Below are 15,008 nucleotides of genomic sequence, written 5' to 3'. Positions count from 1 at the left end.
ATCACAGCTCCTGTGCGAAGTTACCTTCGAGACGCACAAACACGCGGTGCGCTCCGAAAAGAAGAAGAATTCCGACAATCAAAGCAATTGTCATGCGGAGAATCATATGAGTGGGATAGGGAGCATCGACTCCTGCCGCCCACATTGTCCTTTGGAACCCAAGAATTGCTAGGGTAATTGGATTAGCCAGGTACAGTTCAAGAATCCATCCGGAAACTGTGTTTGCTACGAAAGAATAGGAATAGACAATAGGGGAAGCCCAGAATCCTAGAAATGTAATCACTTCAATCAGATGTTGAACATCACGCAAGTAAACATTTATTGCTGAGAGAAATAAGCCTCCAGCCAAGCCGTAAACGATAAGGAGAAGAAGGGCTAGCGGAAAGAATACGAGTAAATGCAGATGCGGAAATTGAAAAGTACATACGACAGCAATCAGGAGGATGATGAACTGAGTTAAGAAGTTAACAAGCGCATTTCCTGCAACAGATAGTGGGAATACCTCACGTGGAAGGTAAACCTTCTTTACAAGCCCGGAATTTGCGACAATTGATCCGGTTCCTCCATTAATGATGTCAGCGAATAGCGTCCATGCTGTCAATCCGGAGAAGACGAAGATAGCAAACTGCGGGATACCTCGCGCTGCTCCAAGAAAATGACCAATAACGATGAAGTAGATCAGCAATTGTGCCAGTGGCTTCACTAGCGACCAGGCAAAACCGAAAGTTGAGTCCTTGTATTTTGCTTTAAGCTCTCGTCTGACAAGGTAACCGAACAGTTCTCGACGTCGCCACAGATCTCGGACAGCCGTCCGCGTACCTTTGATAATTCCCGTCTTGTCCCCGAGCTCTTTAAGAGGTTCTTGAACCAGGCGTGCTTCCCGATCAGCAACGATCTTGTCGAGTGTTTCTGGTGTCATCCCTGATAATTCGGCTCCTGATTCAGAGGGGCTATGAAACTCTGAGTTCGCTCTTGTAGTCACTTCACTCTCCCCCTCATTCTCCATAGCGCTTCAACGCTGAACGCACTCCTCGACGTACGCCTCGCCAGCGCTGGACATGATAGGCCGGGTTCACAAGCAATCCGTGAAGCTTGCGTTTGGTTGTAACCTCGCGATCACGAACTAAACGAACAGCATCCCGAAGCACTCCACCAACAACAAGCTTTGCGACTGTAGGAATCGACGGAAGGGCTACATCAATCCCGACTTCGCGAAGGCCCTGCGTTTCTTCGAACATACGATCGTCGTATTCTAAGATCGTCATCTCGTTAGAGTGCCAAACGACAGCTCGCGGAGCGTACGCCTTAATATAGCCAGCATCAATGACATCTCGGCCAAGCAACTGATCCTCGGCATACGAAACATCGCGGTAAGGAATCTCGCCTGTGAGAACTGAACGACGAGCTGCCGAATTCACGTCGGAATAGAAGGTCACCGCATTACGCACGCCCTCGTCCTGAATGAAATCATCGTCGTAGAACAAGGTTGTACCGTGCATCGGCCCAAAACTGGCAAAGGTGTTTTTCACGTCGTAGCGCAGCAATGGGAATGCATCTGCACGAGGCACTTGAGAACCCATAACTGCAACAATGCGCTCGCTAATATCAAAGGGAGCAGTGATCTCATGAAGCCAGCGATCAGATGCTGGAGTCGCATCGTGAGTCAGGTAGACAACATAGCGCCCCTTAGCCAAGTGGGCACCAAGGTTGCGTGTTTTTCCATGACCAAACTCGCTATTCGGGATCTGATGAAGCCTGACCCACGGATTCTTCGCGATGATGTCGAGCGTCGAGTCTGTGGATCCCGAATCAATGACGAGCGTTTCAAACGTGCCACCATAGCGCTGAGCATGAACCGCATGAAGAATTTCCTCAAGGTGTTGCTCACCGTTATAGGTCAGAATGACGACTGTTGCGTCGAATTCATATTCTTTTTCAGAAGCCATGTTCACAAATCTCCTGCCACGTACGTTGAATACCGACCTCAAGTTCAGTCATTTCGAACGGTCCGAACTCGTTTTGGATGCGTGTCGTGTCAAGAACGCTACCGTGGACATAGGTGCTGGGAACGTCACGGTATTCGATAACGGGATGCCTACCCGTCACGTTGACCATCGCGTCGACAAGTTCGTTCACCGTAGTGCCACGTCCCGAACCAACGTTGTATACCGGCTGGCTTGGGCCCGTCGAAATCATCGTAGCGACGATATTCGCGAAATCTTTGACATAGATGTAGTCACGGAACATCGTTCCGTCTCCCATCACTGTCAGAGGCTTATTGTTCAGAATATTCCTCAAGAAAATCGGAATAATTCCCTGGCGCTTATGCGGGTTTTGACGAGTCCCATACGGGTTCGAAATACGGAAACTCGTTGAACGCAAACCATATTTCCGTTCAAAGAAACGCATGTAGTTTTCGATGGCAAGCTTTCCAATGCCATAGGGAGAAACTGGAAGCGTCAGATCCTCTTCGGAAAAGTTTTCTTGATCGCGGTCTCCGTAGATCGTGCCACCTGAAGAAGCAAAGTAGACATGCTCAACTCCCTCGTCAGCACAGATCTGGAACAACTCAACCGAGCCAAGAATGTTCGTGCGAATATCCACGATCGGGTCATTTTCTGCTGTTGCAGGATCCGTCGTCGACAGCATGTGAACAACAATCTGCTTGCCGCGAACCGCCCGTCGAAGATCAGCTATGTTCAGAAAATTTCCATCAACGATATCAACGCCTTCCGAGGCCCAATGGGTAGTCCCCGAAAACATGTCGAATACGGTGACACGATGCTCACGCACTACGAGAGCATCCACGAGGTGGGATCCAAGAAAACCGTTTCCGCCAATGACGAGAATGTTAGCCACGCATTGCCTCCTCGAAGGCGGTGACAAATTGAGCCCCCGCATCGTCCCATGAGAAATCCGAAACGGACGAGGCTGCCTCGCAAGATTTTTCAATCTGCTGAGAATCATCGAGAATTTCAACGATTCTATGCGCCAATGCCTTTGGCGACAGTGGCGTGTATGCGATATGCGGATTAGCTGAAACCAGACGGTTATTCTCTGCGTCATTTACGACCGGGATCGTTCCGCACGAAAGCAATTCAAGTGGGAGCAACGACATGTTCGTCAGTGACATCACCAGAGCGGCCGCACATTTGTTGTAGAGAGGACTCAAATCACTGATACTCATCGCACCATGATCGATAAAGTCGAATGGCACATCCCAACCACCGAGAGGCCATCCTGCCATGTGAATCGTTGTTAGAGGACGTAGCCGTTTCACTTCAGCAAGAGTCATGACCCCCAGCTCAAACCCTCGACGAGCCGTCACTGGTCGCGCATAGAAGAACACATCTGATCGGCGCTGTTCATTCGTTCGCTTATAGAGTGAAAAATCTGCCGCAAAATCGAAGGGATGTGTTTTCATTCCGTAGTCAGTGGAAAGCTTCTTTGCAAGCCAGCGTCCAGCAGTGAAAGCTTCAAAGCCGAAGCGGTACGTATTTTCGGCAAGCACGGATTCGGAGCCAACAGAGTAGAACGACGGCTCGAAGTCCTGCACAAAGTAGTATCTGCGCGCATTCGAACGGTCGAGGTACGAGGGGTATGCCGTCTCCCAACCGGTGGAGAAGATCGCGTCGACTTCTTCGCCGACTCCAGCCGATGGCGAATACACCTCGATTGAAGCATTCAACTGAGGATAAGCAACCGAATCACGAAGTATCTTTTGGATGCCCTTGATGTTGATCGGCAGGGGGTTAGAGGAATAGAGAAAGATCTTGACCGTATGTCCGGCTTGTTCCAAGAAAGAAAGGAAACGGAATATATTCTGGTGTCCACCTGAATGCTCTCCGGGGGGAGACATAATCCAGGCAGTCGTAAATGGGCCGTCTCCGACCGATCGAGGCTCTTGTTTCCACTGCGGAGCTACTGTCCAGTCAGCAACCGCCGCGTCCTCGAACTTCACCAACGAAGCATTCCTTCGTCCGCTGAGCCCACCCGCATTTTTGGGAGAGGATAAGTGAGTGCCCACTCCAAGGAAGAGGCGCCCTACTGTCAGTCGTGCGCCGTTACGTTTGTAATACGAGGCGCCCAGCTTTGAATAGTTCGCGAGCTTCTTCATTCCATTCATACGCGTCAGTGTATATGTCCGAGGCCTTGATACAGGGCAGTACATACACAGGTCTGCCAGTTCCCCATCACACGACGTTGACGGGAAACTGACAGATCAGATCACTTCAACAGGTCCAGCAGGTACTGCCCGTAACCGGACTTCACCAGCGGTTCAGCGCGCTGACGCAGTCCTTCATCATCAATGAAGCCCATACGCCAAGCCACTTCTTCAGGAGCTCCAACCTTCATCCCCTGGCGTGCTTCCACTGTACGAACGAAGTTCGTTGCATCAGCAAGGGAATCAAATGTTCCAGTATCGAGCCAAGCAGTACCTCGAGGGAGAACCTCAACTTGAAGCTTTCCTGCTTCAAGGTAAACCTTGTTCACATCCGTGATTTCGTATTCACCGCGTACGGAAGGCTTGAGATTCTTCGCGATCTCTACGACGTTATTGTCGTAGAAGTACAGACCGGGAACCGCATAGTTCGACTTCGGATGAGCAGGCTTTTCTTCAATAGAAATTGCGGTGTAGTTATCATCGAATTCAACGACACCGTACGCGGTTGGATCTGCCACATGGTAGGCGAACACTGCACCACCATCAGGATCCACATGACGGCGAAGCTTCGTGCCCATACCGGGACCGTAGAAGATGTTGTCACCAAGAACGAGAGCCGCGGGGTCAGTTCCAACATGATCAGCACCAAGGACAAATGCCTGGGCAAGTCCGTTCGGCACTTCTTGAACAGCATACGAGATATTGACACCAAGCTGTGAGCCATCGCCCAGCAGGCGGTGGAAAGCTTCGGCATCATGAGGTGTCGTAATGACAAGGACGTCTTGGATACCTGCAAGCATCAGCGTTGACAACGGATAGTAGATCATCGGTTTGTCATACACCGGGACAAGCTGTTTTGACGTTCCCAATGTAATTGGATTCAATCGGGTTCCTGATCCGCCGGCAAGGATAATGCCCTTCATCGTTCCTCCGCAGGTTGAGTGCGCGCACTGATCGACTTACTTGTGCACCTTGACGCTCATTATGCCAAGACTTTTTCTAATGTTGCGCATCACACTCACACATGTACCAGAGTGCAACTGAGGAATATCACCGTCTGCTTCACCGATAAACGGCCCCCTATCACCTAAACTCGTTCCAGTACTAGTTTCCACTCAGCGCCAGCCATGGATGTAGGAGCACGATTCACGATGACGACAGCGACAGGAAAAGCTCTTGGCATTGAAGAAACCCCTATTCCTGGCTTCCTACGCATTGATCTCACCGTGCATGGAGACAACCGTGGCTGGTTTAAAGAAAACTGGCAACGAGAGAAGATGCTTGCTCTTGGGTTACCTGACTTTGGCCCCGTGCAGAACAACATTTCTTTCAACGATGAAGTTGGCGTAACACGCGGTATTCACGCTGAGCCGTGGGACAAGTTTGTTTCGGTCGCAACCGGCCGAGTCTTCGGCGCGTGGGTAGATCTGCGCGAAGGCCCTTCGTTCGGAACGGTTTACACGACTGAAATTGACCCCTCGGTTGCAGTCTTCGTTCCTAGAGGCGTGGGCAATTCATACCAGACTTTGGAACCAAATACCGCATACACCTATCTGGTGAATGACCACTGGTCTGCCGACGCAAAATACACCTTCTTGAACCTCAACGATGAAACTGTCGCAATTGATTGGCCAATTCCGTTGGAGGACGCGATTCTGTCCGATAAGGACAAAGCTCATCCCAAACTCGCAGATGTTATTCCTTTCCCTTCCCCAGATACGCGACGTGTTTTGGTAACCGGAGCAAATGGTCAGCTTGGACGCGAACTCCTCAAGCAACTCCCCGAAGCTGGGTACAACGTGACGGGTGTCGATCTTCCAGAATTTGATATTGCTGACGATGCCGCCATGGACGCGCTCGACTGGTCGCAATACGACATCATTATCAATGCAGCAGCGTGGACAAACGTCGACGGAGCAGAAACACCTGAAGGACGCCCGCTTGCTTGGCGAGCCAATGCCCATGGACCTGCGAATCTCTCTCGAATCGCAAGCAAACACCACTTGACGGTGGTGCATATTTCTTCCGAATACATCTTCGATGGTTCAGTGGAATTTCACACGGAGACCGAGAATCCAAGCCCTCTAGGCGTGTATGGTCAGTCGAAAGCTGGTGGCGATGCAGCAATTGTCACCACTCCCCAGCACTACTTGGTTCGGACCAGCTGGGTTGTTGGCGATGGAAAGAACTTCATTAAGACGATGAAGGGTCTTGCTGATGAAGGTGTTAATCCCACCGTTGTCAACGACCAAAAAGGGCGTCTTACCTTTACTACCGACCTAGCAGGTGGCATCATTCACCTTCTTTCAACTAACGCCGAATACGGAACATACAACCTTTCTGGTGGAGGTCCCGTTGTCTCGTGGTGTGACATCGCGAAACGAGTTTTCGAGTTAGTCGGTCGTTCGCCAGACGACGTTATCCCCGTAACAACCGTTGAGTATTACGCAGGAAAAGAACAGATTGCTCCCCGTCCTCTCAACTCGACGCTTGATTTGATGAAGCTTGAACAGACAGGCTTCACACCACGAAACTCGATGCAGGTTCTTACAGAGACTCTCAGCTGACCGCAACTTACGCGTTATGACCGCCCTGGATACCAAACCAAGTGAAGGCACTCGCACCATCATGAACATGAAACTGTATCGGGATGCTTCTGAGGCGCCACTGTGGGTACGAACTATTCTTTTGGCTCTTATCTTTACGGCGCTCTCAGCGCTCGTCGGTTATCGCTATATTTCGGAGCATAGTGCGATCTCCCCGCAAGACGAGTACGTATATATCGACGCTGTTGATAAAGCAATGCACGGCGAAGTTACTCGTCAATACTCTGAAACGGACGAATACGCGCGTTCGCTCATTACATGCGTAGGCATCGAGATTTACGGCCGGCAAGGTCCTGCCTGTGGTGACACCAATGCGCCCTCTGAAGATTATCCCTTTAAAGGCTATTCAACCGCTTCAGTTCACTCACCTCTCTATTTCTTTATCACTGCTTTCTTGACGAAGATTCTTCTCTTCCTCGCTCCCGGCAAACAGATGTATTTGTTAGCCAAGTTCACCGGTACTCTATGGCTCGGGCTGGGATTAACTGCGACATGGCGCCTTGCGCGATACCTCGGCGGTTCACGCCTTATCACGGCATCAGTGACCGCTCTTATGCTTGCAAGTCCCGCGATCAGGTGGGCGAACTTCTATATCACCCCTGACTCGTTCAGTTTGCTCGCAGGTTCATTCATCTTCTTATCTACGCTGAAAATGGTCCGCAAAGAATGGACTTCGATTCCCCTCATCGTTGCCTCGATTTTTTTTGGTCTGATTAAGTTCCAGATGCTCTTTGCAACGGGTGCAGCACTGCTGTTTATCCTCATCTATTTCATACGCGTTAAAGAGGAACGCTCTTCACTCAAGCGACCAATTCTTCTTACATTCTTGGCGCTACTTTTGGGCCTTGTCGCTCAGTTTGCCTACCAGCATTACAGGAACGTCACTGCAATCCACATCGCCGAAAATTATTCAATCGATGCGCATGTTCCCTTCTCACCGACTTTTGCGGTCGAGCAACTGGATAATTTCCTTACCTACCTTTACATGGGCCCTGTATCACTCAATGGCGGCTTAATCGGCGCAGTCGGGCTCCCTTATGCTTTCACAACGTTATCTTCCTTGCTTCTGGTTTCAGGTCTCGTTGGAGCAGCTCTCTTCGCTGTTAACACTGAAGTACTTAACCAATCATTCGCGCTTGCCCTATTGTTGGCCTCAATCTTCGTAGCCCCCGCGTTCTACATCTACCTGAACCTCACAATGGGTGTTGGGTTTGACCTTGCTCCGCGATATGGTGCCGCTCTTCTACCGGCTCTTGCGATAGGTCTACCCGTGACAGTAAAGTCCAAGACTTCTTCGGTTCTAGTGGCAGTATTCGCCGTGTTTGCACTCGCGTTTGCTCTGATTGCAAACAGTATTGTCTAGGTCAGTACATTCACTATGCACTTAACACCGACGAGCAGAAAGTAACAGATAATGGCTGAAGCAAAATCACGAATCTTGGTCATCGTTCCGGCATGGAACGAAGAAGCAGTCATCGGACCTGTGCTTGAAGAACTTCGTAGCGAAGTCGGCTCGATGGCTGATATAGCTGTTGTCTCTGACGGCTCCGGCGATCGCACAGCAGCAATTGCCAAAGAACACGGCGCGATAGTTCTTGATCTGCCAATCAACCTCGGTGTCGGAGGAGCGATGAGGACAGGTTATTCCTATGCTCAACGCAACAACTACGACTATGCTGTTCAGCTCGATGCAGACGGGCAACACGACCCCAAGGAGATCTCGAATCTCTTGGCATCCGCGAAGAAAACGGATGCCGATGTTGTGATCGGCGCACGCTTCGCAGGAAAAGGCGACTACACCGTTCGAGGCCCCCGTCATTGGGCAATGAAAGTTCTCTCCACAATCCTTTCGAGAGTATGCGAAACAAAATTGACTGACACAACGTCGGGCTTCAAACTAAGCAACCGAAAAGCTATCGCTTTGTTTGCACGGAACTATCCGGCTGAGTACCTGGGTGACACAATCGAAGCACTTGTCATCGCAAAACGTCACGGTTTATCGATTCGGCAGGTCCCCGTAGAAATGCGTCCCCGTGCTGGAGGAGAACCCTCACATAATCCTCTTAAAGCTGCTCGATTCCTGATTCGTGCATTCATTGCACTGTCCGTTGCCTTGACACGCCCCTCTGTTGGCTGACGAGTGAGAGAAACTGGAGATCAGAAATGACATCAACATACTGGCTCGGCATCCTTTTCGCGCTCGTCATCTTTTACGCAATCTTCATCAAGATGCGCAATGCTGGAATGAAGGAACGCTACGCGACGTGGTGGTTCGTCATTGCAATCGGGGTATTGATCGTTTCCTTGTTCCCGAAGGCCCTGAGCTTTGTTGCTCATCTCTTGGGTGTGCAGGTTCCTCTCAACCTTGCTCTAGTGACTGGAGCAGTTGTTTTCATGCTTCTTACACTTCGAATGAGCGTTGATCTTTCCCATGCCAGCGAAGAGCGACGAAAGCTCACTGAAGAAATCGCAATCCTCAACTACGAGCTCGAGATCATTAAATCCCAGCAAGTTGGAAAGCAATCAGATCACTAAAGCCATTCAACGTGTTATCTCGGAGAGCTAAGACCTCACTGGCAACGTGACGAGCACCAATCTTTTCGGTAAGAAGAACTTGAGATCAGTCAGGTAGGCTCACAACATGAATGTGCAGTTCCTAAGAGACTCCGTGCGCGCCACGGCGCTTTTTCTGTTTTCTCTGATCACAGTTGCTCTGTTCGGAATGGTCGTCAAGACCGGCATCGCCTTGGTATTCTGGACAGCCGTCATCGTTGCGCTTGCCCTTCTTGGCGTCGTCATCTATCGGAACTACCAGACACTGACTCGTCGGTCTTTCTTCACTGCACTCGCAATTCTTCTTCCCTCTCTTGTCGGTATCGCTTCAGTCGTCTATTTGCTCTCGTACTATGACGGTGGCGTTCCGGTTCAGTTCACGCGTAACGATATGGTGATGAATACCATCGAAGCGCTGACAATCCACCAGAACGGCGGACTAGGCTCCGGCGATGAGGTCAAACCTGTCTTCCTTACTTCGGTTATCACCTCAATTTTCTATGGGCCAGGTACTTCCTTCAGCCCGCTTCTGACGATGCTGTATGGCAATATCGTTGCGGGTCTCGTTGTATGTTGTCTCGCCAGTATGTTTACCGGCTGGTTGACGTGGGCGTTGTTGCCAAACGCTCCATGGCCCCTACGTACAGCTGCCGTGTTTGTTATCGGATGGGTCCCCTTTACTCGTAATATTTTTGGCGCGGTTGAATTTGATGGCTACCTCAACATCCCAGTTATCTATTTGATCTTGATCCTTTCGTGGATTACCTATCGGACCCTCCGTCCTGCCCAAGCACTCATTTGGCTTCCTGTGCTACTGGTCGCCACACTTGCTACGTGGTCTCCAGCTTCCCTGATGCCTGGCCTGCTGCTATTAATGGCACTTGTACGTTGCCTTCATAATCTTCCCGTTCATCACCCAACGTCACGAGAGTTGATTTGGATCGCACTGACTTGGCTCTGCGTTGCAGTATTCTTCTTCGCTTGGTCACTGCCAGCACTCCGCATCGACGGTGATTACCTCTCTGCTGGTCCCGGCTATTTTGCTGGTGAGATAAGCGACCACCTTACAATTGCCAGCATTCTTCTGCTTCTCCTGCTCTTCGTTTTCGTTGCCGCCTTTCCCCGGCATCGCTCGCCCGAGACAATGGGACTTGGTGCCTTTGCAGTTGGCGGTTGGCTCGCGACTTTCTTCCTCCTCTTAATGCGAGAATCTGGCGACTCTCGCTGGGGCTACTATCCCCTGAAGATGATGTGGATCTCAACGATCACATTTGCAACCATCATGACGATTGAAGCGCTCCGCCAAGCGTTTACCCATCGGTCAGCATCTGACCGACGCTCCTACGCATGGTGGCGAGGGCGTTTTGTTCAAGTCGCCTTCTTCGTTCTGTCGGTAGTCATCATGGGTGTAGGCTCTCTTCTCCCATTTGAACATTTCGGTCGGGGTGGGACTCTCTTCCCCACCCTTCCTCGCTACGCAACAATGCCCACAAATAAAGACCACACAATGCCGACCGCTGAGGAAAAGAAACTGTACGACCAGTTGGTTGAAGTTTTTGACGAAAACCAGGGCGCTCCTGTCGTATTTATTCGTCACGCGTCCAACCGCGCATACGATGGCGATCGAAATCGCTACCTTATTCAATTCTCAGCGCCTACCAGTTATGATGTGCGTATTCACGCATACCGCGAATGGCAAGGCGACTACTACGGAATGCTATGCCCACTCCTACGCGCTTGGGATAAAGAAGCGACTGTTATTACGTCCACTGAGGGCTACGAAACTACGCGTGAGCAGATTGACTACTGTGGCCTATCGGATCGCGTCAAACTCATCACCCTCGACAACTGATTCAGTCTTGTCTTTAGCTCTTTAGGAATCCATGCTCGATAAGCTACGAAAGACCTTCGTCCAAAAAGATCTCAGTTCTCGAGATAACTCGCTGAATTTTCTACGTTTGCTCTTCGCTCTACTCGTCGTCTTCTCCCACGCGCAGATTCTCACCGCTACAGGTGATGGCGTCGTTGTTCTAGGACAACACCTCGGAAGCTGGGCAGTTGTTGGATTCTTTGGAATTTCGGGTTACCTCATTACCGGAGCCCGAGTCCGAAGCGATGCGGGAAAATATCTGATTAACCGCGTCGCCCGCATCTATCCTGCATTCCTTGTAGCACTAGCATTCGTCGCTTTCGTGCTCGCTCCTATTGCCCACGTGATTGAAAAGGGCACTATTGACGGATATTTTGGTTCTTCCCCTACCCCACTTGACTACGTTTATAGCAATATCCTGCTGAAAGTCAGCTACTACCACATCGGTACAACCCTGTCAGATCATCCGCTTACGGCGTGGAATGGGTCGCTGTGGACGCTCTCATATGAATTCTGGTGCTACATCATCATCGGCGTATTCATGTCCTGGGCATTTATGCGCAAGCATGTCTGGCCAACTGCCGTTCTATTCGCAGTTTCAGTGTTGGCCCACGCTGGTATTGGACGCCTCAATCCCTACATCGATAGCAACTACGATTTGGGACTGCTCATTTTCATGCTTCCCTATTTCTTGGGTGGTGCACTGATTTTCCAGCTGAAGGACAAGCTTCGAATGCGTGGTCGCTATGCACTGATCGCTGCTATTGCTTCGGTTGGCATCATCTACGCCTTGCCAGACTTCGGTAAGCAACTCGCCTCTCCGCTCATGGCATACTTCGTTCTCTACCTCGGTACGATCGTGCCATCACCGCGTTGGGTGAAAACACATGATATTTCGTACGGGATCTACGTATTCCACTTCCCCATCATTCAGTTCCTGATCACTCTTCACCTGGACAAACTCGGATTCGTTCCATTCTTGATTGTCGCTGCACTTATCACGATGGCACTGGCGACTCTCAGCTGGTTTGGTGTCGAACGTGCTGCAATGCGGTGGGCACGTGGAAAATCACCGTGGGGTGACCTAAAGGAGACCTCTTCTTTTTCTCCGGTGCCGGCGAGTGAAAACACAACCGAGGACAGGCCTGTTGTACGTTAAGATCTGTTTTCCTCACCGCTAATCCAGCTTGAAACCACAGCTGGGATTCCCAAAGGGTGCTCAGATCATTAGACTCGCCCTATGGGATCTCATCGCATTCGCTCTGTTGCATCATTGTGCCTCGCGCTGACACTGCTACCTTCAGTGACAGTGTCTTCCATCGCTGAGCCAATTACAGCCTCCCAGGACGGATGGTCGCTCCAGGACAATAGCTGGATGTTCACCCGTTCGGGACACGTTCTGCGGGGCTGGTTCCAAGATCGCGGTTCTTGGTATTGGGCTGACTCAGAGGGCCGAGCCGTCCTTGGATGGAAGCAGATCAATTCTTCGCGGTATTACTTCAATTCCTCGAATGCGATGGCTACTGGCTGGCAGCCCATCGGGGGCAAATGGTATTACTTTGCCACCAGCGGCGCCATGCAAACTGGGTGGCTCCACAATGGAAACACCTGGTACTACCTCGACTCTTCCGGAGCAATGGCCACCGGCTGGACCCTCGTCAACAACACCTGGTACCACTTCACCCAGAGCGGCGAAATGAAAACCGGCTGGGTCGACAACGGTGGCACGTGGTACTACCTCACCACCTCGGGAGCAATGGCCACCGGCTGGCAATCAGTGAACGGAACCTGGTATTACTTTGAAGCATCAGGCGCCATGAAAACCGGTTGGCTGGAAAACAACGGCACCTGGTACTACCTCACCACCTCCGGAGCAATGGCCACCGGCCGCCAGGTCATTGATTCGGCCACCTACTACTTTGCCTCCGACGGAACGTGGTTTACTCCTACGCCGATCATGGGAGCCCCCCACACAAACCGTGCCACAACGATCCAAGCAATGCTGAACGCATACGCCCAATCGGGTCATTCCTATCCCTCGGGTGCACTCAGCATTGGGGGCGCTCCCACCGCTTTAGACTTCTTCTCGATCCTCTATGACGAGGCAACAGCCGAAGGCGTCAACCCGGAAGTTGTCTTTGCCCAGTCCATGCTAGAAACCGCGTGGCTCTCATTCGGTGGCGACGTCAAGATTCAACAGTTCAACTTCGCAGGACTTGCCGCAACAGGTAACGGAGTACAAGGCAACGGCTTCCCCAATGTGCGCACCGGTCTGCGGGCACAAGTCCAGCACCTACGCGCATACGCTGACCCACATGCAACTGTATCTAGTCTTACCTACCCCTTGGTAGATCAGCGGTTCGCCTACGTTGTAACGGGAAGCGCGCCCATCGTTGAATACCTCGGCATTCAAGAAAATCCCCAACACCGCGGGTGGGCGACCGGCAAAAACTACGGGTTCCACATCGTTGCCCTGATGAAGCGGTCTTTCAGCTAAAGAGTGAACAGAGGTATGCCCAGTTGGGCTTGAAGCCGTTTCGGCTCTCACATACGACTACTGTTCGACGGCTTTCTTATCCCTGTTCGCTACCAGTACGAGTCCGAAGATCATGGAGAGCACGGTCATCGCTATTCCATATGCAATCGAAGCACCCATAATCTGATAATGCGGGATCAGAATGGGAACAAGAGCTGCAATCGTCAACGCTGACGCGGCGTACCCTACAAAGACCAGCTTCTGCTGGCGCATCGTCGTAATCGCGTAATAGAGAATCACACTGGCAGAGTTCATGGCTCCGCCAAAGACAAGTACAATCAGCTCCGTTCGATATGGAGCAATATCTTTACCGAAAACAAGATTGAGAATCGGAACACCAATAAAGTAGGTCACAATCGCAACCGCGACAAATGCGCCCGCCGTGGCAGTAAGCCCGCGACGCACGATCCCAACAAATCCTGGCCAGTTGCGGCGAACCCAATGATGAGCCATCTGTGTCAGAAGTGGTCTAAAGACAACCAATGCCAGCAAATTGATCGCTACCGCAGGCATGTAAAGAATTGCGAAAATACCCTGTTCTGTCAGGCCCAAGTAACGGTCAATGCCGAAACGTGGAGCATTCGCAAGATACATGGAAATAAACGATGCAAGAGCAAGCGGTAGACAATCAATGAGGAGAGCAGAAATCTCGCGTTTTGTCCATAGCGGTGTGAAAGCAAAAAGACGCACGCTCTGAGGAACAAATAGAACGATCATCGCTACGAGCGACGCAACCAAAGTTGCAATTACTGTTATCCAAAGGTTCTGCGTAATGACAAGCCCGGCGCTAAATACAGCTGTAGTGACAAAAGTACGCCAGAACCCTGCTGCACCAGCAATATCCAGATGGCCACTACGTTGAAGCTCGCAGTAGTAAACATCTTCGAACGCATCAAAGACGCGGATCGAGGCAACCAGGATCATGAGCATCACAGCGGAGAGCCCATCGCCACTCACAACCGCGTATCCTGCAATGCCAATAATCATTGCAACGACGGTCAAGATCCTCGCTGCATGATAGGTGCCGAAAGTGAACTTTCCCGACGCGTCTGTCACATGGTACGTGCGTACTTCAAACATTCCCAGCGTCTGGAATTGTTGACCGACCGCAATTGCTAATGAATATAAGCCGGCAATCTCAATACCGAGAACACGAGTGACAACGATCAACATGACTACCGTCGCCACAGACTGCATCAGAGAATATGCGGTATTCCAAAAGTAGTCACGTTTGAGAGAACTACTGGCACTGGTGTCCGACATGGACTCGTCCTTCTC

General features: G+C 51.0%; 13 protein-coding genes. 7 read left to right on the top strand and 6 right to left on the bottom strand.

From position 1 onward, the window contains the following. Position 1: 1 nt before the first annotated feature. The 5 genes from AC5RE1_RS07925 to rfbA form a co-directional block, all read right to left on the bottom strand. Positions 2-982: an ABC transporter permease gene (locus tag AC5RE1_RS07925; RefSeq protein WP_219810862.1), complete on the bottom strand. Its 981-nt coding sequence runs from the start codon at positions 980-982 to the stop codon at positions 2-4. A gap of 13 nt (positions 983-995) precedes the next feature. Next, on the bottom strand, positions 996-1,946 hold the full coding sequence (locus AC5RE1_RS07920; RefSeq protein ID WP_493938579.1) for a glycosyltransferase family A protein: 951 nt from the start codon (positions 1,944-1,946) through the stop codon (positions 996-998). Then, complete coding sequence (locus AC5RE1_RS07915; RefSeq protein WP_006681344.1) at positions 1,936-2,859, bottom strand: NAD-dependent epimerase/dehydratase family protein; 924 nt, start codon at positions 2,857-2,859, stop codon at positions 1,936-1,938. The genes AC5RE1_RS07920 and AC5RE1_RS07915 overlap by 11 nt, the downstream gene beginning before the upstream one ends. After that, on the bottom strand, positions 2,852-4,126 hold the full coding sequence (locus AC5RE1_RS07910; protein WP_103631988.1) for a rhamnosyltransferase WsaF family glycosyltransferase: 1,275 nt from the start codon (positions 4,124-4,126) through the stop codon (positions 2,852-2,854). The genes AC5RE1_RS07915 and AC5RE1_RS07910 overlap by 8 nt, the downstream gene beginning before the upstream one ends. A gap of 101 nt (positions 4,127-4,227) precedes the next feature. Beyond that, positions 4,228-5,088 (bottom strand): glucose-1-phosphate thymidylyltransferase RfbA, encoded by an 861-nt coding sequence (gene rfbA, locus AC5RE1_RS07905; RefSeq protein WP_103631989.1) that lies wholly within the window; start codon positions 5,086-5,088, stop codon positions 4,228-4,230. Between the two features lie 228 nt (positions 5,089-5,316). On the opposite strand from rfbA, the gene AC5RE1_RS07900 reads away from it, so the two are divergent. From AC5RE1_RS07900 to AC5RE1_RS07870, 7 genes are all read left to right on the top strand, one after another. Beyond that, on the top strand, positions 5,317-6,732 hold the full coding sequence (locus tag AC5RE1_RS07900) for a sugar nucleotide-binding protein (RefSeq protein WP_493938576.1): 1,416 nt from the start codon (positions 5,317-5,319) through the stop codon (positions 6,730-6,732). A gap of 16 nt (positions 6,733-6,748) precedes the next feature. Further along, positions 6,749-8,134, top strand: a complete 1,386-nt coding sequence (locus AC5RE1_RS07895; RefSeq protein ID WP_219585321.1) for a hypothetical protein — start codon at positions 6,749-6,751, stop codon at positions 8,132-8,134. Positions 8,135-8,185: 51 nt separating this feature from the next. Next, the gene (locus tag AC5RE1_RS07890) at positions 8,186-8,908 is read left to right on the top strand and encodes a glycosyltransferase family 2 protein (protein ID WP_006681349.1); all 723 of its coding nucleotides are present in this window, start codon (positions 8,186-8,188) and stop codon (positions 8,906-8,908) included. 26 nt (positions 8,909-8,934) lie between these two features. Next, a complete protein-coding gene (locus AC5RE1_RS07885) occupies positions 8,935-9,306 on the top strand; it encodes a DUF2304 domain-containing protein (protein ID WP_219585323.1) in 372 nt (123 codons plus the stop codon). Positions 9,307-9,412: 106 nt separating this feature from the next. Next, positions 9,413-11,176, top strand: coding sequence for a hypothetical protein (locus AC5RE1_RS07880; RefSeq protein ID WP_219585325.1), 1,764 nt, complete (start codon positions 9,413-9,415; stop codon positions 11,174-11,176). Between the two features lie 31 nt (positions 11,177-11,207). Then, positions 11,208-12,353, top strand: coding sequence for an acyltransferase family protein (locus AC5RE1_RS07875; RefSeq protein WP_493938573.1), 1,146 nt, complete (start codon positions 11,208-11,210; stop codon positions 12,351-12,353). Positions 12,354-12,434: 81 nt separating this feature from the next. Beyond that, positions 12,435-13,691 (top strand): glucosaminidase domain-containing protein, encoded by a 1,257-nt coding sequence (locus AC5RE1_RS07870; RefSeq protein ID WP_493938571.1) that lies wholly within the window; start codon positions 12,435-12,437, stop codon positions 13,689-13,691. A 57-nt stretch (positions 13,692-13,748) separates the two neighbouring features. Here AC5RE1_RS07870 and AC5RE1_RS07865 read toward each other — a convergent pair whose 3' ends face one another. Then, positions 13,749-14,993 (bottom strand): lipopolysaccharide biosynthesis protein, encoded by a 1,245-nt coding sequence (locus AC5RE1_RS07865; protein WP_493938569.1) that lies wholly within the window; start codon positions 14,991-14,993, stop codon positions 13,749-13,751. Between the last annotated feature and the right edge of the window lie 15 nt (positions 14,994-15,008).

The sequence above is a fragment of the Actinotignum sp. usb-actsch-rep-73 genome (genome assembly GCF_059082735.1).
Note: the sequence above shows the minus strand (reverse complement) of the source record. Positions and strands in the feature narration are given on the sequence as shown.

Bases quoted from the DNA above. Each gene is read 5' to 3' on its own strand.
- AC5RE1_RS07920 (WP_493938579.1), bottom strand. From the start codon at position 1,946: ATGGCTTCTGAAAAAGAATATGAATTCGACGCAACAGTCGTCATTCTG.
- AC5RE1_RS07910 (WP_103631988.1), bottom strand. From the start codon at position 4,126: ATGAATGGAATGAAGAAGCTCGCGAACTATTCAAAGCTGGGCGCCTCG.
- rfbA (WP_103631989.1), bottom strand. From the start codon at position 5,088: ATGAAGGGCATTATCCTTGCCGGCGGATCAGGAACCCGATTGAATCCA.
- AC5RE1_RS07900 (WP_493938576.1), top strand. From the start codon at position 5,317: ATGACGACAGCGACAGGAAAAGCTCTTGGCATTGAAGAAACCCCTATT.
- AC5RE1_RS07895 (WP_219585321.1), top strand. From the start codon at position 6,749: ATGACCGCCCTGGATACCAAACCAAGTGAAGGCACTCGCACCATCATG.
- AC5RE1_RS07890 (WP_006681349.1), top strand. From the start codon at position 8,186: ATGGCTGAAGCAAAATCACGAATCTTGGTCATCGTTCCGGCATGGAAC.
- AC5RE1_RS07885 (WP_219585323.1), top strand. From the start codon at position 8,935: ATGACATCAACATACTGGCTCGGCATCCTTTTCGCGCTCGTCATCTTT.
- AC5RE1_RS07880 (WP_219585325.1), top strand. From the start codon at position 9,413: ATGAATGTGCAGTTCCTAAGAGACTCCGTGCGCGCCACGGCGCTTTTT.
- AC5RE1_RS07875 (WP_493938573.1), top strand. From the start codon at position 11,208: ATGCTCGATAAGCTACGAAAGACCTTCGTCCAAAAAGATCTCAGTTCT.
- AC5RE1_RS07870 (WP_493938571.1), top strand. From the start codon at position 12,435: ATGGGATCTCATCGCATTCGCTCTGTTGCATCATTGTGCCTCGCGCTG.
- AC5RE1_RS07865 (WP_493938569.1), bottom strand. From the start codon at position 14,993: ATGTCGGACACCAGTGCCAGTAGTTCTCTCAAACGTGACTACTTTTGG.